This is a genomic window from Pseudoxanthomonas kaohsiungensis, assembly GCF_010211765.1.
GTDB classification, from domain to species: Bacteria; Pseudomonadota; Gammaproteobacteria; order Xanthomonadales; family Xanthomonadaceae; genus Pseudoxanthomonas; species Pseudoxanthomonas kaohsiungensis.
The window spans coordinates 152,021-170,538 of record NZ_PDWO01000004.1 but is presented as its reverse complement, the minus strand read 5'-3'; the positions used below and the strand labels follow the sequence as shown (position 1 = coordinate 170,538).

General features: G+C 71.1%; 17 protein-coding genes. 9 read left to right on the top strand and 8 right to left on the bottom strand.

Annotation, left to right across the window (positions count from 1 at the left end; all coding sequences use genetic code 11):
- Positions 1-132: 132 nt before the first annotated feature.
- A complete protein-coding gene (locus CSC66_RS06460) occupies positions 133-1,215 on the bottom strand; it encodes an OmpA family protein (protein ID WP_162376567.1) in 1,083 nt (360 codons plus the stop codon).
- Between the two features lie 321 nt (positions 1,216-1,536).
- On the opposite strand from CSC66_RS06460, the gene CSC66_RS06455 reads away from it, so the two are divergent.
- From CSC66_RS06455 to CSC66_RS06440, 4 genes are all read left to right on the top strand, one after another.
- Entirely contained in the window at positions 1,537-2,556 is a 1,020-nt protein-coding gene (locus CSC66_RS06455; protein ID WP_162376566.1) for a zinc-binding alcohol dehydrogenase family protein, read from the top strand.
- Positions 2,557-2,687: 131 nt separating this feature from the next.
- On the top strand, positions 2,688-4,736 hold the full coding sequence (locus CSC66_RS06450; protein WP_162376565.1) for an NADPH-dependent 2,4-dienoyl-CoA reductase: 2,049 nt from the start codon (positions 2,688-2,690) through the stop codon (positions 4,734-4,736).
- A gap of 536 nt (positions 4,737-5,272) precedes the next feature.
- Positions 5,273-5,746 (top strand): cell wall hydrolase, encoded by a 474-nt coding sequence (locus CSC66_RS06445; protein WP_162376564.1) that lies wholly within the window; start codon positions 5,273-5,275, stop codon positions 5,744-5,746.
- A 112-nt stretch (positions 5,747-5,858) separates the two neighbouring features.
- The gene (locus CSC66_RS06440; protein WP_162376563.1) at positions 5,859-6,470 is read left to right on the top strand and encodes a glutathione S-transferase family protein; all 612 of its coding nucleotides are present in this window, start codon (positions 5,859-5,861) and stop codon (positions 6,468-6,470) included.
- A gap of 112 nt (positions 6,471-6,582) precedes the next feature.
- Here the strand turns inward: CSC66_RS06440 and CSC66_RS06435 are convergent, their stop codons facing one another.
- The 4 genes from CSC66_RS06435 to prpB are packed head-to-tail and all read right to left on the bottom strand — an operon-like array spanning position 6,583 to position 9,931.
- Entirely contained in the window at positions 6,583-7,149 is a 567-nt protein-coding gene (locus CSC66_RS06435) for a hypothetical protein (RefSeq protein ID WP_162376562.1), read from the bottom strand.
- A 38-nt stretch (positions 7,150-7,187) separates the two neighbouring features.
- Positions 7,188-8,339: a bifunctional 2-methylcitrate synthase/citrate synthase gene (prpC, locus tag CSC66_RS06430; protein WP_162376561.1), complete on the bottom strand. Its 1,152-nt coding sequence runs from the start codon at positions 8,337-8,339 to the stop codon at positions 7,188-7,190.
- Positions 8,340-8,376: 37 nt separating this feature from the next.
- Positions 8,377-8,976, bottom strand: a complete 600-nt coding sequence (locus CSC66_RS06425) for a DUF1003 domain-containing protein (RefSeq protein WP_162376560.1) — start codon at positions 8,974-8,976, stop codon at positions 8,377-8,379.
- Between the two features lie 40 nt (positions 8,977-9,016).
- Positions 9,017-9,931 (bottom strand): methylisocitrate lyase, encoded by a 915-nt coding sequence (prpB, locus tag CSC66_RS06420; RefSeq protein ID WP_162376559.1) that lies wholly within the window; start codon positions 9,929-9,931, stop codon positions 9,017-9,019.
- Positions 9,932-10,042: 111 nt separating this feature from the next.
- On the opposite strand from prpB, the gene CSC66_RS06415 reads away from it, so the two are divergent.
- On the top strand, positions 10,043-11,269 hold the full coding sequence (locus CSC66_RS06415) for a citrate synthase family protein (RefSeq protein WP_162376558.1): 1,227 nt from the start codon (positions 10,043-10,045) through the stop codon (positions 11,267-11,269).
- Between the two features lie 99 nt (positions 11,270-11,368).
- Here the strand turns inward: CSC66_RS06415 and CSC66_RS06410 are convergent, their stop codons facing one another.
- On the bottom strand, positions 11,369-14,407 hold the full coding sequence (locus CSC66_RS06410) for a sensor histidine kinase (RefSeq protein WP_162376557.1): 3,039 nt from the start codon (positions 14,405-14,407) through the stop codon (positions 11,369-11,371).
- 135 nt (positions 14,408-14,542) lie between these two features.
- Here CSC66_RS06410 and CSC66_RS06405 point away from each other — a divergent pair, with 135 nt between their 5' ends.
- Positions 14,543-14,914: a hypothetical protein gene (locus CSC66_RS06405; RefSeq protein ID WP_238394307.1), complete on the top strand. Its 372-nt coding sequence runs from the start codon at positions 14,543-14,545 to the stop codon at positions 14,912-14,914.
- 168 nt (positions 14,915-15,082) lie between these two features.
- Positions 15,083-15,361, top strand: a complete 279-nt coding sequence (locus tag CSC66_RS06400; RefSeq protein WP_162376556.1) for a hypothetical protein — start codon at positions 15,083-15,085, stop codon at positions 15,359-15,361.
- Positions 15,362-15,518: 157 nt separating this feature from the next.
- Here CSC66_RS06400 and CSC66_RS06395 read toward each other — a convergent pair whose 3' ends face one another.
- Both CSC66_RS06395 and CSC66_RS06390 read right to left on the bottom strand, forming a co-directional pair.
- Complete coding sequence (locus tag CSC66_RS06395; RefSeq protein ID WP_162376555.1) at positions 15,519-15,842, bottom strand: hypothetical protein; 324 nt, start codon at positions 15,840-15,842, stop codon at positions 15,519-15,521.
- A 2-nt stretch (positions 15,843-15,844) separates the two neighbouring features.
- Positions 15,845-17,293 carry an amidohydrolase family protein gene (locus CSC66_RS06390; RefSeq protein WP_162376554.1) on the bottom strand — a complete coding sequence of 483 codons (1,449 nt, stop codon included), beginning with the start codon at positions 17,291-17,293 and terminating at the stop codon, positions 15,845-15,847.
- A 168-nt stretch (positions 17,294-17,461) separates the two neighbouring features.
- On the opposite strand from CSC66_RS06390, the gene CSC66_RS06385 reads away from it, so the two are divergent.
- Together CSC66_RS06385 and CSC66_RS06380 are read left to right on the top strand one after the other, a co-directional pair.
- Positions 17,462-17,953, top strand: coding sequence for an RNA polymerase sigma factor (locus CSC66_RS06385; protein ID WP_162376553.1), 492 nt, complete (start codon positions 17,462-17,464; stop codon positions 17,951-17,953).
- Complete coding sequence (locus CSC66_RS06380; protein WP_162376552.1) at positions 17,943-18,506, top strand: hypothetical protein; 564 nt, start codon at positions 17,943-17,945, stop codon at positions 18,504-18,506. The genes CSC66_RS06385 and CSC66_RS06380 overlap by 11 nt, the downstream gene beginning before the upstream one ends.
- Positions 18,507-18,518 lie beyond the last annotated feature (12 nt).

Sequence of the window (18,518 nt, the reverse complement as noted above, 5' to 3'; positions counted from 1 at the left end):
ACAGTGCGCACGAGTGTAGGCAGCGCGTCCCGGCGATTCAAGGACGGGTCGCCCGCAAATCCCTCGACGCGCGCACAAAAAACAAGGCCCGGCATCGCGCCGGGCCTTGTGGTGTTACCGCTTCGCGTCCGCTCAGTTCTGGACGTTCAGCTCGGTGCGGCGGTTACGCTCGTTCTTGCAGCCCGGCAGCGTCTGCGCGGTCGGCTCCAGCGGACGGCTCTCGCCGTAGCCCACCGGACCGGCCAGGCGCGAGGACTCGATGCCATTGCTGGTCAGGTAGTCGTACACGGCCTGGGCACGACGCTCGGACAGCTTCTGGTTGTAGTCCTCGGCACCGCACAGGTCGGTGTGGCCAGCCACTTCGACGCGGATCTGCGGGTAGCGACGCAGGATCTCGGTCGCCTCGCCGAGCACGGCCAGGGCGTCCGGACGCAGGTTCGCCTTGTCGAAGTCGAAGTTCACGCCCTTCAGGTCGATCGACACCGGCACCGGGCAGCCATCCGGACCGACGACGGTACCGGCCTGGGTGTCGGGGCACTTGTCGTCGCAGTTGTTGACGCCGTCGCCGTCGTCATCCAGGTCGGCGCAGCTCGGCGCGACCGGAGCCGGCGGAGCCGGGGCGACCGGCGGCGGGCCCAGCGGGATCACCACGCCGATCGAGGCGAGGATGTCGCCGAACCAGTCTTCGGTCGGGGCATTGACGCTGCGGTCGTCGAAGTCGGCGCGGTAGGCGACTTCGGCGCGCACGGCGACGCGCTGGTCGAAGGTGGTCTGCAGGCCCAGGCCGACCTTGGCGGCCAGGTTGCCGTCTTCGCGCTGCTGCGGCGAATCCGGGTTCGGGAACGCATCCCACTCTTCCTCGGCCTGCTGGTAGCCGACGCCGAACAGGAAGTACGGGTTGTAGTCACGGCCGTCCTGGATCCAGAAGCGGCGGAAGTCCAGCGACACGCCGTACTGGCTCCAGTTCAGGTGGCGGTTGCTGTTCAGACCGGGGTTCTGGTAGTTCAGTTCGCCGTCGATCGACCAGTTGGGGCTGACGAACTTGCCCAGGCCCAGGCCCAGGAAGGGGACGTCTTCGGTGCCGCGATCGCTATCCTGGAAGTTGAAGCCCGCCGAACCGGTCAGGTACCAGCGGTCGTCGAACTCCTGCGCGGAGGCAGCCTGTGCCATGGCGAGGCCGCCAAGCAGTGCTGCGGTCAGAAGTTTCTTGTTCATCTCATCTAGCTCCTTGCTGATTCGGGGGTGAAGAAACCTTGTTGCCTCAGGTCACACCAGATGCCCACGTGTTCGTTTTTTTCGGCGGACATCCCTGACGGCCGTTCTGCACGTCGTCCCGCGAAAGCCTAGGCGGGACCAGGTGAAGACGGTGTTAACAGTACCATAACATGTGAAAACCGTCGATCCGGTTGCACTTTTACCCATTCCTTAATGCTCCGCAAGCGGTTTTGTGGTTGGCAACCGACCCCTCCGACCAAAGGACCGGGACCCGGATCGGGGGCGGCGGCATACTGGCCAGGCACCCACCGGGATGACCGCATGAAAGCCGTAGCCCTGACCCGCTACCTGCCCATCGAAGACCCCGCCTCCCTGGAGGACGTCACCCTGCCCGACCCGACGCCCGGCCCGCGCGACCTGCTGGTGCGGGTCGAAGCGGTATCGGTGAACCCCGTGGACGCCAAGCTGCGCGCCCCGCGTCCCCTGGTCGAGGCGATGCCGCGCGTACTCGGCTATGACGCGGCGGGGGTGGTGGAGGCCGTGGGCAGCGAGGTAACCCTGTTCCAGCCCGGCGACGAGGTCTACTACGCCGGCGATGTCACCCGCCCGGGCTGCAACGCGCAGTACCACCTCGCCGACGAACGCCTGGCCGGACCCAAGCCCACCACGCTCGACTTCGCCGAGGCCGCCGCCCTGCCGCTGACCACCATCACCGCCTGGGAGCTGCTGTTCGAACGCATGCCGTTCGACTTCGACAGCGAGGACAACCGCCGCAGCCTGCTGGTCATCGGCGGCGCCGGCGGGGTCGGTTCGATCGCGATCCAGCTGGCCCGGCACGCCGGCTTCCGCGTGGTCGCCACCGCCTCGCGGCCGGAAACGGTCGACTGGTGCCGCCGGCTCGGGGCCCACGACGTGATCGACCACCGGCAGCCGCTCGCGCCGCAATTGCAGGCGCTGGGACTGGCCAGCGTCGACGCGGCGATCAACTTGGCCGACACCGACCGCTACTGGGAGGTGCTGGGCGAGGTCCTGGCGCCGCAGGGCCACCTGGGCCTGATCGTCGAACCCGCCGGTGCCCTGCGCATCGGCGATCCCTACAAGGCCAAGTGCATTGGCATGCACTGGGAATTCATGTTCGCCCGGCCGCGCTTCCGCACCGACGACATGGTCCGCCACCACCAGATCCTGTCGCGGGTCGGCAGCCTGGTGGAAGCGGGCGAGCTGCAGACCACCCTCACCGAGGTACTGGGCCCGATCAACGCGGCCAACCTGCGCGAGGCGCACCGGCGCATGGAATCGGGCAGCACCATCGGCAAGCTGGCGCTGGCTGGCTGGGACTGACGCCCCGCCCCCGCCCCCGCCCCGGGACCGGCTGGACCGGCCGGTCCGGCTCGACCGCCGACCGGGCGCGAGGCTTGCCGCGATCCGCGTTTGGCGGGAGGATGCGACATCCGTACGCCAGCGTATCCGCAATGACGCCGACCACCGACGCCGCCACCGACACGCCCTATCCGCACCTGTTCGCGCCGCTGGACCTGGGCTTCACCACCCTGCGCAACCGGGTGCTGATGGGCTCGATGCATACCGGCCTGGAGGACCGCGCCCGCGACTTCCCGCGGCTGGCAGCGTACTTCGCCGAGCGCGCCGCCGGCGGCGCCGGCCTGATCGTCACCGGCGGCTTCGCACCGAACACGGTCGGCTGGCTCAAGCCGTTCGGCGGCAAGCTGTCGTGGCCGTGGGAGGTGGCACCGCACCGCCAGGTCACCCGGGCGGTGCACGAACACGGCGCGAAGATCTGCCTGCAGCTGCTGCATGCCGGCCGCTACGGCTACCACCCGCTGTCGGTGGCGCCCTCGAAGCTGAAGGCGCCGATCAATCCCTTCACCCCGCGCGCCCTGTCCGCGCGCGGCGTCGAGCGCCAGGTGGCGGCCTTCGCCAGCGCCGCCGCGCGGGCGCGCGAGGCCGGCTACGACGGCGTGGAGGTGATGGGTTCGGAGGGCTACCTGATCAACCAGTTCACCGCGCCGCGCACCAACCGCCGCGAGGACGCCTGGGGCGGAGACGCGGAGCGGCGCATGCGCTTCGCGGTGGAGATCGTGCGCCGGGTCCGCGAGGCCTGCGGCCCGGACTTCATCCTCGTCTACCGGCTTTCGCTGCTGGACCTGGTCGAGGACGGCAACGCCTGGGACGAGATCGTGGCCCAGGCCCGGGCGGTCGAGGCGGCCGGCGCGACGATCATCAACTCGGGCATCGGCTGGCACGAGGCGCGGGTGCCGACCATCGCCACCTCGGTGCCCCGCGGCGCCTTCGCCGGGATCACCGCGCGCCTGAAGCCGCACGTGTCGCTGCCGCTGGTGGCGGTCAACCGGATCAACATGCCGCAGGTGGCCGAGGACATCCTTGCCGCCGGCCAGACCGACATGGTGTCGCTGGCCCGGCCGTTGCTGGCCGACCCGCAGTGGCCGGAGAAGGCACGCACCGGCCGCGCCCATGCGATCAATACCTGCATCGCCTGCAACCAGGCCTGTCTGGACCACGTGTTCGAGAACAAGGTCGCCAGTTGCCTGGTCAACCCGCGCGCCGGCCACGAGACCGAGCTCAACTACCTGCCGGCCACGCTGAAGAAGCGCATCGCCGTGGTCGGCGCCGGCCCGGCCGGGCTGGCCTGCTCGACCGTGGCCGCCCAGCGCGGCCACGCGGTCACCCTGTTCGACGCGGCCGGCGAGACCGGCGGCCAGTTCAACCTGGCCAAGCGCATCCCGGGCAAGGAAGAGTTCCATGAGACGCTGCGCTACTTCCGCCACCGGCTCGAGGAGACCGGAGTCGACGTCCGCCTCGGCACCCGCGTCGCCGCCGCCGACCTGGCCGGCTTCGACGAGATCGTGCTGGCCACCGGCATCGTCCCGCGCCGGGTGGACTTCCCCGGCGCCGACCATCCGATGGTGGTCAGCTACGTCGACGTGCTCGCCGGCCGGGTGGCGGTCGCCGGCCGGGTGGCGATCATCGGCGCCGGCGGCATCGGCTTCGACGTCGGCGAGTTCCTGGTCCAGGAAGGTCCCTCCCCGAGCCTGGACCCGGCACGCTGGCGGGCCGAATGGGGCGTGGACCTCGACAGCGATGGCCGCGGCGGCCTGACGCGACCGCATCCGGAACCCCCCGCGCGCGAAGTGTGGCTGCTGCAGCGCAGTCCCGGCCGCCCGGGCGCCCGCCTGGGCAAGACCACCGGCTGGATCCATCGCGCCACGCTCAAGGCCAAGGGCGTGAAGATGCTCGGCGGGGTCGAGTACCTGGGCGTGGACGACGAGGGCCTGCATGTCCGCATCGACGGCAGCGAGCAGCTGCTGCCGGTCGGCAACGTGGTGGTCTGCGCCGGCCAGGAGCCGCAGCGCGATCTGCAGACGGCCCTGCAGGCGGCCGGCGTGGCCACGCCGGTGCACCTGATCGGCGGCGCCGACGTGGCTGCCGAACTGGATGCCAAGCGCGCGATCGACCAGGGCAGCCGGCTGGCAGCCCGCCTCTGACGTCGGCGGCGTCGGGAGACCGTGGAGCCGTCGCTGGTGTAGATGGCATAGGGTCGCCGATGAATCGGCTGCTGCAACCGCGGCGGGCCCGGACCCTTGTAGGAGCCCATCCTTATGGGCGACACGGGCGTCGGACCGATGGGAGCGTCGCCTGTGCCGACGGCGTCGGGTCGCCGATGAATCGGCTCCTACAAAGAACGCGCATGCCGCTGTTTCAACCGGTCCGGCGGCAGGAACCATCCGCGCAACCGCCTGAATAGGCGAGTGAAACCGGCCGTCGATCACGCTTTCACACCCCGTGCCAAGCCCGCCTGTCAAGCGGGGCCGTTCAGTTTCGGTTGGCAAACCGCCACCTATCTTGCGCGCCACTTCCCCCAGCCCGCCCTCTTCGGCGAGCCCGCCGGCCTCCAGATTCGCCGGCAACCCGGGCGGCCCGTGGTCACCAAGGCCGCCTCCCCATGACGCCCCGCGGCGCAGCGCCCGTCCGTACCCACGGTCGCGGCACGACCCCGCGCAGACGGAGCAAGGAGAAACAGATGAAACTGGCATGGATCCTCTGGCTGTCGCAGCTGATGCCGCAGCCGGCCGCCGATTCGCTCTGCCTCAGCACCACCGTGTACCTGGAAGCCCGCGACCAGAGCCTGCGCGGCCAGGAGGCGGTCGCCGAGGTGGCCCTGCGCCGGCTGGACAGCGGGCTGTGGGGCGACTCGATGTGCGACGTGGTCACCGCGCGCAAGCAGTTCGCCCCGACCATCGTCTCGCCCAACACCCAGCTGGCCAACATGAAGGCCTGGGACCGCTCGATCGACGTGGCCCTGCGCGCCGAGCGCAACTGGGCCCTGCCGGTGGGCCAGCGCCGGGAGATCGTGCCGGGGGCCAGCCACTTCGCCGCCCACGCCATCACCAGCCCGAGCTGGAGCAACTCCTACCAGGTGGCCACCATCGGCGACCACACCTTCTACCGGGTGCAGAAGCTCAAGCCGCGCGCGCTGGCCGCCACCGGCACCTGACCCGGCAAGCCCGGCTGCCACGACGGTCCGTTGCGGGACCGGCACGCACCAGCAACGGAAGGCCCGCGATAATCGCGGGCCTTTCCTTTTCCGCCGCCCCCAAGGAACCCGCATGAAGCTCTATACCAAGCCCGGCGCCTGCTCCACCGCGGTCCACATCGACCTGGCCTGGACCGGCCAGCCGTTCGAAGTCGAAGTGATGGACGCCGAGTCGATGAAGGCGCCCGCCTTCCGCGCCCTGAACCCGGCCGGCTCGGTGCCGGTGCTGGTGGACGGCGACTTCGTGCTGACCCAGAACGCAGCCATCGTCGGCTACATCGCCGACACCTTCCCGCAGGCCGGCCTGGGTGGCGACGGCAGCGCGCGCCAGCGCGCCGAAGCGACCCGCTGGCTGGCCTTCGTCAATTCCGACCTGCACCCGGCATTCAAGCCGTTGTTCGGCCCGGCCGCCTTCATCGAAGACCCGGCGCAGTTCGATTCGGTCAAGGCCGCCGCGCGGCGGCGCGTGCGCGGGCTGTTCGAGAGCGCCGACCGGCAGTTGACGGGCCGGCAATGGCTGGCCGGCTTCCGCAGCTTCGCCGACCCCTATCTGTACGTGACCCTGCGCTGGGCCGGGCGCTGCGGCATCGACCTGTCCGACCTGCAGGCGCTGGCCGCGTTCCAGGCGCGCATGGAGGCCGATCCGGGCGTGCGGCACGTGCTCAAGGCCGAAGGCCTGGCCTGACACAAGGCCCGGCGCGGCCACAGGACCGCGCCCGGACCTGCAACCGGGTCGCCATGAAGGATGGCGGGCGCGCAGCGTTCCCGGCCGACCGGCCGGGCCCCGCGCATGCCGGTCAGGCCGGCACCTCCAGGGTGCGTTCCCAGTCGCTGGCGAAGCTCTCGCCCTTGGCCTTGGCCACGGCGGCGCGCAGCTCGGGCAGCAGGGCCTGCAGGCTCGCGATGTCGGTGCAACGCTCGACCTTGAGCTGCAGGAAGTAGCCGCGAAGCCCCAGGTGGGCGCGCACGGCCTCGCTCATGCGCTCGTAGAGGTACAGGTAGGCACCCGAGCCCGTGTCCGCCGCGGCGGCCGACCCGGCCACCGGCGCCGGCGCCGCGGCATTGGCGGCTGCCTCGGCCAGCACCACGCTCGGCGGCCGGCTGGCCGCCCGCGGCCCGATCGCGCCCATCAGGCCGGCCGGGTCGAAGCCACTGGGCACCGCTTCGATCAGCCCGTCGGCCAGCAGCGCCTCGAGCGCGTCGGCGGGGGCCTTCATGCCGGCCATCACCTCGCGCAGCTGGGCCAGCGTGCGCTGGCCGTCCACCATCAGCAGGACCGTGCGCAGCGGCGGCGACAGCCGCCGGCCGCGATCACGTATCTCGTCCCGTCCCGCATCGGTCTTGCGGTAGATCCCCTCGCGCATCGCTCCCCCCGAGCATCAGCGTGGCCTGGTTGTATCCCCTACCCGCGCCGGTCGATCGGGACGAACTCCAGGTTCTCCGGACCGGTGTAATTGGCGCTGGGACGGATGATCTTGCCATCGATCCGCTGCTCGATCACGTGGGCGCTCCAGCCGGACGTGCGCGCGATCACGAAAAGCGGGGTGAACATGGCCGTGGGCACCCCCATCATGTGGTAGCTGACCGCGCTGAACCAGTCCAGGTTGGGGAACATCTTCTTGATGTCCCACATCACCGCCTCCAGCCGCTCGGCGATGGCGTACATCTTCATGCTCGACTGCTCGGCCGACAGGTCGCGGGCCACCTGCTTGATCACCTGGTTGCGCGGGTCGCCGACGGTGTAGACCGGGTGGCCGAAGCCGATCACCACCTCCTTGCGCTCGACCCGGGCCCGGATGTCGGCCTCGGCGTCCTCGGGGCTGTCGTAGCGCTTCTGCACCTCGAACGCGACCTCGTTGGCGCCGCCGTGCTTGGGCCCGCGCAGCGCGCCGATCGCCCCGGCGATGCACGAGTGCATGTCGCTGCCGGTGCCGGCGATCACGCGCGCGGTGAAGGTCGAGGCGTTGAACTCGTGCTCGGCGTACAGGATCAGCGAGGTGTGCATCGCCCGCACCCACGACGCGCGCGGCGGCACGCCGTGCAGCAGGTGCAGGAAGTGGCCGCCGATGGAGTCGTCGTCGGTTTCCACATCGATCGCGCGGCCGTTGTGCGACCAGTGGTACCAGTACAGCAGCATCGAACCCAGGCAGGCCATCAGCTTGTCGGCGATGTCGCGCGCGCCGGGGTGGTTGTGGTCGTCCTTCTCGGGCGACACGCAGCCGAGCACCGACACGCCGGTGCGCATCACGTCCATCGGGTGGGCCGAAGGAGGCAGCTCCTCCAGCGCGGCCTTGACCGCGGCCGGGATGCCGCGCAGCGACTTCAGCTTGGCCTTGTAGCCGGCCAGCTCGGCCGCGTTGGGTAGCTTGCCGTGGACCAGCAGGTGGGCGATCTCCTCGAACTCGCTGGTGGTGGCCAGGTCGAGGATGTCGTAGCCGCGGTAGTGCAGGTCGTTGCCGCTGCGGCCGACCGTGCACAGGGCGGTGTTGCCGGCGGCAGTACCGCTGAGGGCGACCGATTTCTTCGGCTTGAAGGTGGTGGCGGTGTCGTTCATGCGATGCCTCCCGGCGTCTCGGTGTCGGTATTCGGTATCACGGCTGGGCCGGGCGGGGGCCGGCGTCCGCGGCGCGCTGCAGCAGCTGCTGCAGCATCTCGATCTGGCGGTTCTGCAGGTCGACCAGGGTCGCCCAGTCGCGCTCGCGCAGCTCGTTGAGCTTCTCGTGCACCTGGAGGATCTCCAGTTCGGACTTGATGTTGACCTCGTAGTCGTTCTGCGCCTGCATGCGATCGGCTTCGGCCTGGCGGTTCTGGCTCATCATGATCACCGGCGCCTGCAGCGCGGCCAGGCTCGACAGCACCAGGTTGAGCAGGATGAACGGATAGGGGTCGAATGCGCTGCCCGTCGCGCTGTTCAACGCCATCCACGCCGCCAGGAACACGCAGAACGCGATGATGAAGCGCCAGCTGCCGCCGATCCGGGCCACGCGATCGGCCACGCGCTGGCCCAGGGTGAGCGAGGCCGGGAACTCCCGGCCGATGTTGCGCGCCACCCGGCGCCTGGCGATGAAGCGCTCGACCACCTCGCGCTCGTCCGGCGGCAGTTTCTCGATCTCCGCCTGCAACAACAGGCGCGCGGTGTCGCGGCGGTCGAGGGGGCGGCGCGCATGCGGATGGGCGGCGGTCGTGCTCATGGCTCGGGTCCGGGCAGGAGGTCTCCCCAGTGTGCGCCGCTCAGCCGCCCTTGCGCGCGAACAACGCGTCGAGCTTCTGCTCGAAGGCGTGGTAGCCGATGCGGTCGTACAGCTCCTCGCGGGTCTGCATCGTGTCGAGCACGGCCTGCTGGCCGCCGTCGCGGCGGATGGCCTGGTAGACGTTCTCGGCGGCCTTGTTGGCGGCCCGGAACGCCGACAGCGGGAACAGCTGGATCGCCACGCCCACCGAGGCCAGCTCCTGGCGGGTGAACAGCGGGGTCTTGCCGAACTCGGTGATGTTGGCCAGCACCGGCACCTTCACCGCCTCGACGAAGCGCCGGTAGGTCGGCAGGTCGTAGGCGGCCTCGGCGAAGATGCCGTCGGCGCCGGCCTCCACGCAGGCGATGGCACGCTCGATCGCCGCATCCACGCCGTCCACGGCGATGGCGTCGGTACGCGCGATCAGGAAGAACGCTGCATCGGTCTTCGCATCGGCGGCGGCCTTGACCCGGTCGGCCATCTCGCCGGCGGAAACGATCTCCTTGCCCGGGCGGTGGCCGCAGCGCTTGGCGCCGACCTGGTCCTCGATGTGGCACGCCGCCGCGCCGGCCTTGATCAGCGATTTGATCGTGCGCTCGATGTTGAACGCGCTCGGGCCGAAGCCGGTGTCGATGTCCACCAGCAGCGGCAGGTCGCACACGTCGGTGATGCGGCGGGTGTCGACCAGCACGTCGTCGAGCGTGTTGATGCCCAGGTCCGGCAGGCCCAGCGAGCCGGCCGCCACGCCGCCGCCGGACAAGTAGATCGCCCGGTAGCCGGCGCGCTGCGCGAGCAGGGCGTGGTTGGCGTTGATCGCGCCGATCACCTGCAAGGGCGATTCGGCGGCCAGGGCGGCGCGGAACTTTGCACCGGCCGAGTGGCCGGCGGCAGCGCCTGCGTTGGCGGGAGTGGACATGGTTCGGTTCCTCGGCCTGGCGATGGTGTGCGCGGGCAGCCCCGCGGCAGCGGCAATGTGTCACCCTGCCACCAGTTGATCAATCTTGATCGTATCGATCAATATTTCCCGATGGATCGCGACCTCATCCCCGCGGCGGAAGCCTGCCGGATCCTCGGCATCAGCGCCGCCACCCTGTACGCCTACGTCAGCCGCGGCCTGCTCGAGTCGCGTCCGGGCGCGGACCACCGCAGCCGCGTCTACCGCCGCCAGGACGTGGAGCGGCTGGCGCAGCGCAAGCGCCTGGGACGCGGCCCGGCCCGCGGCGCCGCGCAGAGCCTGGACCGCGGCCTGCCGGTGCTGGAGACCCGGATCTCGCTGATCCGCCCCGATGGCCCCTACTACCGGGGCCGCTCGGCGGTCGCCGCCGCCGAGGCCGGCGCCACCCTGGAGGACATCGCCCGGCTGTTGTGGGATTGCGGCAGCCAGGATCCGTTCGCCGACCCGCCCGGCGACTGGCCGGCTCGGATCGCGCCGCTGGCCACGGATGCCGCCCTGCCGCCGCTGAGCCGGGCGATGGCGGCAATCCCGCTACTGGCCCTGCACGTTCCGCACTCGTTCCAGGCCGACCAGCCCACCCGCCGCGCGGTAGCCGCCACCCTCCTGCGCCAGAACGCCGCGCTGCTGGTCGCCCGGCGGCCGGCCGGGCCGGTCCACCGCCTGCTCGCCGACGCCTGGCGTCCCGGCGATGCGGACTTCGCCGGGCTGGTCCGCGCCGCGCTGGTGTTGTGCGCCGACCACGAACTCAACGTGTCCGCGTTCGCGGCGCGCGTGGTGGCCTCGACCGGCGCGCACCTGCATGCGACCGTCTGCGCCGGCCTTGCGGCGTTGTCCGGCCCGCGCCATGGCGGCGCCACGGCCCGCGCCTACGCGCTGGTCGAAAGCGCGCGCGACTCGACCGACATCGCCCGTTTCATCGCCAAGCGCTGGCAGCGCGGCGAAGACCTGCCCGGTTTCGGCCACGCGCTTTACCCCGACGGCGACCCGCGCGCGGCCACGCTGCTGGCGATGCTGCGCGCCACCCCGGTCGACGCCGATGCCATGCGCACGCTGGAAGCGGTGATCACCGCCGCCGAAGCGGCCAGCGGCCGCCGCCCGAACGTCGACTTCACCCTGGCCGCGATCTGCCTGGCGCACGATCTTCCGGCTGCGCCAGCGCTGTCGATGTTCGCCGCCGGACGGCTCGCCGGGTGGCTGGCGCATGCGCTGGAACAGCAAGCCCAGGGCCAGCTGATCCGGCCGCGCGCCAGCTATACCGGCCTGCAGCCCGAAGCCGACGCGGATGTGGCGCACGACTAGCGCCGCTTTGCCGGCATTGTCGGCATCGCCGTGGCGCAGGCACGAACACGACCGTACGGCGGCCCGGGGCCACCGGCGCGCAGGCATCCCGCCGGCGCGCTAGGGGCGGTCCCCGGCCGTCCTGCCGCCGAACGCGCGCCTGCTGCGCCGCATGCGCGCGCTCGCGCCGCGCGGGACCATCAGCTCCACTTCCGTGCCGTTGCCCGGCTCGCTCCAGATGCGCAGCTCCGCGCCGATGCCCGCCGCGCGCTCGCGCATGCCGGACAGCCCCCAGTGGCCGGCGCGGGCGCCCTGGCGCTGCACGTCATTGCCGATGCCGCAACCGTCGTCGCGGAAGCGCAGCACGAGGTTGCCGCCGGAACCGGATATCACCACTTCGATCCTGCGCGCGTCCGCGTGCCGGAACGCGTTTGCCAATGTTTCGCGGCCGATCCAGTAGACCTCGTCGCGCACCAATGCATCCAGTGGTGGCAACCGGCCTTCGACCACCACGTCGAACGCCGCCGGGTAAAGCTGTGCCAGCTCGCCACCGATGCGGGCGAAGGCCTCGGGCAGCGCCTGCCGCACCGAGGCTTCGGCCAGGCGCAGGGAGAGCACGCGCTCGCGGCCCTCGTCGATCGCCTCCTCGCCGCGGTCCAGCGCCTGCTCCAGCGCGGTGCGCACCGGGTCGGCTTCCGGCAGGCGGTTGGCGACGGCCTGGAACCGCAGCAGCAGGCCCTGGAAACTCTGCAGCAGGGTGTCGTGCAGTTCGCGCGCGATGCGTTCGCGCTCGCGATGGCGCTCGTCGAAGCGCATGCGCATGTGCTGCGAAATCCGGCGAAGACGCAACAGGTAGGCGGCGTAGGCCAGCGCCCCGGCTCCGACCGCGCAGAGGGCGAGGAACCACCCGGTCTGGGTGAAGCGCGGTGCGACCGAGAACGCCAACGTCGCGCTCTCGGCGCTCCATACGCCGCTCTCGTTCGCGGCCTGCACCTGGAAGCGGTAGTCGCCCGGACCGAGGTTGGTGTAGTAGGCGACCCGGCGGTTGCCGGCGTCCTGCCAGGCATCGTCGAAACCCTCCAGCCGGTAGCGGAACCGCAACCGCTCCGGAAAGGCGAGGCTGCTGGCCGCGTACCGGATCCGGATGTCGCGCGTACCCGGCGCGAACTGCCGTCCATCGGCCGGCGCATGCTCGACCGCCCCGACCGCCAGGCCCTGGATCCTGACCGTGGGCACCACCGGATTGTGGGACGACGTGCCTGGATCGATCATCGCCAGGCCCTGGTTGGTGGCGAACCAGAGCCGGCCCTGGCCATCGGCCGCGATCGTGGACGTCAGCGCCGATTGCTGGGCGATGCCGAGCATGCCATCGGCGGTGTCGTACAGCCGGCCGTCGACGTACCCGCTCCGCGCGGCCCGTGCCATCACCTGGCCCGGAATGTGGAGCGCGCCGTTGATGCCGTTCATCCACACATCACCATCGGCCGCCAGGTGGATGCCGGTGATGCCGTTGAGGCGATTCCTGTCCGCCGCGCGCAGCGGCTGCACCTGGCCACCGCGCAGCAGCGCGGCGCCGCTCTCTCCACCGGCGAGCACGCCATCGCCCACCCGCGCCAGCGCCGACACCGTACCGATGTCCAGTCCGTCGCGCGTTCCGTAGCTGCGCAGCACGCCATCGCGCCAGTGCACGAGGCGGCTGCCGTTGTAGCCGATCCACAGCGATCCGTCGGCATCGCGCAGCAGCGCAGTCGCGCCGTGCGCGGGTATCACCCCCTCCCCCACGCGGCTCCACTCCTGGCCGTCGTAGCGGAACAGGCCCTCGTCCGAGCGCATCACCAGCAGCCCCGAGGCGCCGTCCCCGGCGACCGCGCCCAGCGTGCCCGCACCCGGCAACTCCAGCCTGCGCAGGCCGCCGGCCGAATAGCGGTAAACGCCGTCCCACGCGACCAGGTAGGTCGCGGCCCCGGCCGGATGGATCGCGTAGATCCGCCTGCCCGGGGTTTCGGCGAGCAGGGCCAGGCCATCGTCGCCCACCCGGTACAGCCGGCGTTCGCTCGAAACCAGCAGGCCATGGGCGGCGGAGAACGCCATGCCGTAGACATCGTTCTGGCTCAGGCGCTCGTCCTGCAGCACCTGCACGCTGCTCGTGCGGAAACGGTGCAGGCCCATGTTGGTGCCCACCCAGATGTTGCCTTCGCGATCGGCCAGAACGGGAATGGTGCGGTCCGACGCCAGGCCGTCGCGCTTGCGGATGATCGCGGCGGCATCCTGTTCGCGCAGCACGTGGCCGGGCGGGAAGGCATCCAGTGCCGGCACCCGGACCACCCCTCCCTGGCGCCGGTCGGTCCCCCACAGGGCACCGTTGCGATCCAGCCGCATGCTCGCGAAATGGCCGAAGCCGGATGCGCTCGCCGCTTCCGTCGCCTGCTGCGACAGCGAGCGCGTGCCATAGGTGCCATCGGAAACCCACAGCGCGCCGGCCGGCGTTTCCAGCAGCGAGGCGTACAGGCCGGTCGCGATGCCGGTCTGCTCGAAGCGCCGTCCGCCGGGCGGCAACTTGAGCAACGTCTTGCCCGCCGCCACCCACACGTTGCCCTGCGAATCCACCATCACGTCATCGGCCGACTCCGATGGATAGCCCATTTCGGCACCGATGCGCCGCCAGCCATCGCCATCGAAGCGGTAGAGCCCGCTGAACGACGCCACCCAGACCTGGCCGAGGCGGTCTTCGACGATCCGCATCACCAGGGAGGTCGGCAACTGCGGGGATGGCGGGTAATGCCGCAGCCGGCCTTCGTCCAGCACGCTGATGCCGCCGGGATAGAAGCCGATCCAGAGCCGTCCACGCGCATCCGCGTGCAGCGCGGTGATGTTGCTGGAGGCGAAGCCCTGGCCCTGCGGCGGGTCGAAGTGCTCGAACTGGATCCCGTCGAACCGGTACAGGCCCACCCCCGTGCCCAGCCACAGGGTGCCGGCGCGGTCCTGGGCCAGTGCCCAGATATCCGGCGGGGCACCGTCGAGCTGGGTCCACGAACTGCGGTGGTAGCCGGACGCTTCCGTCGGTGCAGCGATGCCGGCCGCGGCCTGCAGCCACAGCAGCGCGCACAGCGGGAACAGCCAGTACCGCCTCCCACGCGCACTAACGGACCCGGTCGACACGCCGCTTCTTCTCCCCGCTTTCCGCCAGAGTCTATCCATCCGGCCGGCGCGATGGCCCCGCCTCCCCAAATTGGGGGAGGCGCCCGCGCGCCGTCTTCGGCTGGGATGGCGTCACGCTCCGCCTGGCTCTTGCCGATGACCCAACCGTTGATGCCGTTGTTTCCCAGGGGCTCGCCCGGCGCCGGGCTGCTGGCCCTGCGGCTGGGCGTGCTGGCGGGAATGCTGGCGTGCAATCCGTTGGCCGGCCTGCCACTGCCCTCGCCGGTGTCCGGTTTCCTCACCGGCATTGCCGCGCTGGGGCTGGTACTGGGCCTGTTCACTTCGTGGATCGCCTGGCTGGCCGGCGCCTGCGCCCTGCTCGGCCTGGTCCAGGCCATGCCGGATGCGCGCGCGATCGCACTCGCCGCCCAGGGCCTGTCGGTCGTCGCCCTGGCGCTGCTGGGCCCCGGCGCGTACTCGATGGATGCGCTGTTCTTCGGCCGACGCATCGTGCGCATCGACGAGTGAATCCAGGGCGCCCCGCCACGCCAACCCGGCAGGAGGCGGAAGTGGACGTGGTGTACGCAGGACGCACCGCACCCGGACTATGCGCGTGGGGCCAAGGGCCCATTCCCCGTGGCCAGTCCTGCGCCTACCCTGCCTGCGCGATTGCGCGACCGCCAGCGGAGGGCCCGCATGTCCGACGTGAACGACGACGCCGTCCTGAAGACGCTGCTGGACCGCTTGCTGCGGTTCCGCCTGCCCCGTGCGCTCGACCTGAAGCAACGCGTCGACGCCGGCGAACGCCTGGGTGACGCCGACATCGACTTTCTCAAGCGGGCACTGGAGGACGCGAAGCAGGGGCAGAGGTTCGTGGCCCGGAACCCGCAGTTCCACGCCCTGGGAGCGCAGATCGTCCAGCTGTACGACGCCATCGTCTCCCGTGCGATGAAGAACGAGGCCGGGCGCGGATAGCGCCGACATCGGGCCGGCGCCGTGCCCAGGCCGGATGCGCCATCGCTGGCGGCGCGCGGGGCCGGTAGGAGCACCCGCCCCAGGACCTCGACCTCGAAGCGCCGAATGATGCGTCCGGCGAGCCGTGCCACCCGGGCCGCGATCGGCCCAATGCCGCTCAGGAGAAGCGGCGACGGAGCGCTCCCAGCCACCTGCGCCGCCCCTGCAGGGCACGGACTCCCAGTACCGCCGCCGCCACCCAGATCGTCCCTTCGGTGGTGACGGCGGCGATGCTGGCCAGCACGACCATCGTGCCGGTCCCCGCTTCCAGCACGATGCCTGCGCCCAGGGCGATCCAGGCCGACAGGCACAGGGCGGCAGCAACTCCCATCCAGCGCACCTTGGCGCGTGCCTGGCGAGGGGTGTCGCCGGCTTGCGCCCGCGCGCGGGACATCGCCTGCACCTGCGGCGTGTGGTGGCAGTTCATGCGTGCATGCTTCATTTTCATTCTCCAGTGAATCGATCGAGGGTGGCGCGGTCGAGGTACCGGCCGTCCAGGACGACGGCGTGGATGCCCCGGGTACGGGTGATGTCGTCCAGCGGATTGGCATCGAGCACCAGCAGGTCGGCCTCGTAGCCCTCGGCGATGCGGCCAAGGCGCGTGCCGGCGCCCAGCGCCTCGGCACCATTGCGGGTGGCCGCGAGCAGCACCTGCGGTGCCGACACGCCGGCCTCGGCCAGCAGCTGCATCTCGCGGTGCAGGCTGATGCCGGGGGCGACCCACGGGTTGCCCATGTCGGTGCCCACGGTCATGCGCGCACCGGTGGCGTGCAGCCGCACCGCCATGCGCTGGACCTTCGTCCAGATCGCACGGGCGCGGACGAAATCCCCCGGCTCCCAGCCCATGGCGAAGGTGAAGCCGCCGTTCCAGCTCGCCAGCAGCCGCGCCGGCGCCAGCTCGCGCGCGTCGGTCCGGTAGGGGTTGTCCGGGTCGTCCTGCACGAACGCCGCATGGAACGCCACCAGGGTGGCGTCGAACACCGGCCGGTGCCGCTCGAACGCGGCCACCAGCGCGTCGCCACCCGGCCCATCAGGATCGAAGTGTTCCCACCACTCGAAGAACGACCAGGTGGCGCCGCGCGAGCCGGCCTGCCACGCGGCACGTTGCGGCGCATCGAGCAGGTCCGGGCTGAGCGGCATCAGGTGGACGATGCCATCCAGGCCCATCGCCAGCGCGTCGGGCCAGGCGACGCCATCCAGGTGCGCCACCGCCGGGCGCCCGTGCCGGTGCGCCGCATCGATGCCGGCCTGCAGCAGCGCCGGCGACAGGCCCGTGTAGAGCTTGATCCAGTCGGCACCGGCCTCGACCTGCGCTTCGACCACGCGCTCCATCTCCTGCGCATCGTGCACGGCCACGGCCAGGCCCGGCAGCTCGGCATTGTTGATCACCGGGCCGGCGTCGAAGGCCTCTGGCCCGGTCAGCGCGCCGAGTGCGAGCGCGTCCCGGTAGCGCGCGGCGGCCGCCAGGTCGCCGCCGGGATTGCGTATGGTGGTGACACCGAAAGCGACCAGTCGGCGGGCGTTGTGCGCGGCGATGGCATCGTCGGGCAGCGCCTGCACGACCATGTCCGCACCCTCGCCCACGATTTCCAGCGGCCCGAGCGTGTGGTGGGCGTGCATGTCGACCAGGCCCGGCAGCAGGTAGCGGCCACCGAGGTCGATGCGGCGCGCCGCCCGCAGGCAGGCCGGGTCGCCGGCGTCGTCGATCCGCGCCAGGCGCCCGTATTCGATCCGCACGCAGCGCGGCGGGCTGGTGCGCGCCTGTTCGACATCGACCAGGTGGACCTGGTCCAGCGCCAAGGGCCCGGTGTCCGCCCGCGCATCCGGGGAGGCGTGTGCCATCGCCGCGGGCACGATGGTCGACAGCAGGGTGGCAAGCATGAGGTGTCGCATGATGAAGTGGCTTCCGGTCGGTGGGTTCCACCTCCGTAGTCGCCGGCGACGAAGCAAACCTTACGAAAAAAATTTCCCGCACCGGCTGTAAGAAACCGCCTGCCCGCGGCGACTGGCAATACCGGGCGGACCTCCGCCCACCCCGCCACTCCACGGATCCGCTCCCGCATGCATGCCCTCTGGCCCCGAGTCCAGGCCTTCCATCCGCAGCTGTGGCGCGCGGTGTGCGGCTATGAGCTCAACCATGCCGTGCGCGAGGAACTGCTGCAGGAGGTGCTGCTGGCGATCTGGGAGAGCCTGCCAGGCCTGCGCGAGCCGGACCGCCTGCTGCCGTTCGTGCTGCGCATCGCCCACAACCTGGGCGCCAGCCACGCGCGCTCGGAAACCCGCACGCCCACGCCGGTGCCGTTCGACGAGGAGGTGCACGACGTACCCGCGCCGGCGGACGGTGGCTGCGCGCGCACGCAGTGGCTGTTCCAGGCGCTGGCGACGCTGCCGCTCAACCTGCGCCAGGTACAGATGCTGCAGCTGGAGGGCTTCGACTACCAGGAGATCGCGCAGATGCTGGGGATCAGCCAGGAGAACGTGGGCGTACGCCTGCACCGCGCCCGCGAACGGTTGAAGGCGCTGTCGCGCCGGGAGGACAACGATGGACTTTGACGACATGCTGAAGGACGCCTGGCAGGCCCAGGCCGTGCCAGCCGCGCAGGCCCTCCTCCACCGGCGCGTACAGCGCCAGCGTTGGCGGCACCGGCTGCTGCGCGCGCTGGAGGTGGCGCTGACCGTGGTCGCAGTGCTGGTGTTCGGTCAGGCGCTGGCGACTGGCCGCCTGTCGCCTTCGCACTGGCTGCTGCTACCGTTCTACCTGGTGTTCCTGCCGGGCGCCTGGCTGTTCATTCTCCGCGGGCCGCGGCGCGCGGCCAGTGGCCTGGCGGAAAGCGCGCACGACTACGCTCGCTTGCGCATGGCGCAGCTGCGCACCGGCCTGCGCGACCTGTGGCTGGCGCGGGTCGCGGCCTGGTCGCTGCTGGGGTATTCGGTCGCCGCCAACGTGGGTGCGTGGCTGCATGGCGATGCCGACTGGCAGTCCGCCGCGCTGGTGCTGTTCGGGCTTTCGCTGGCCTGGGCGCTGGGCATCGCCGGGTACGGCAGCCACCGCCGCCGCGCCCTGCTCCGGGAGTACCGCGCCCTGCGGAGCCTGGGCGGCGATTGACGGACACCCGGC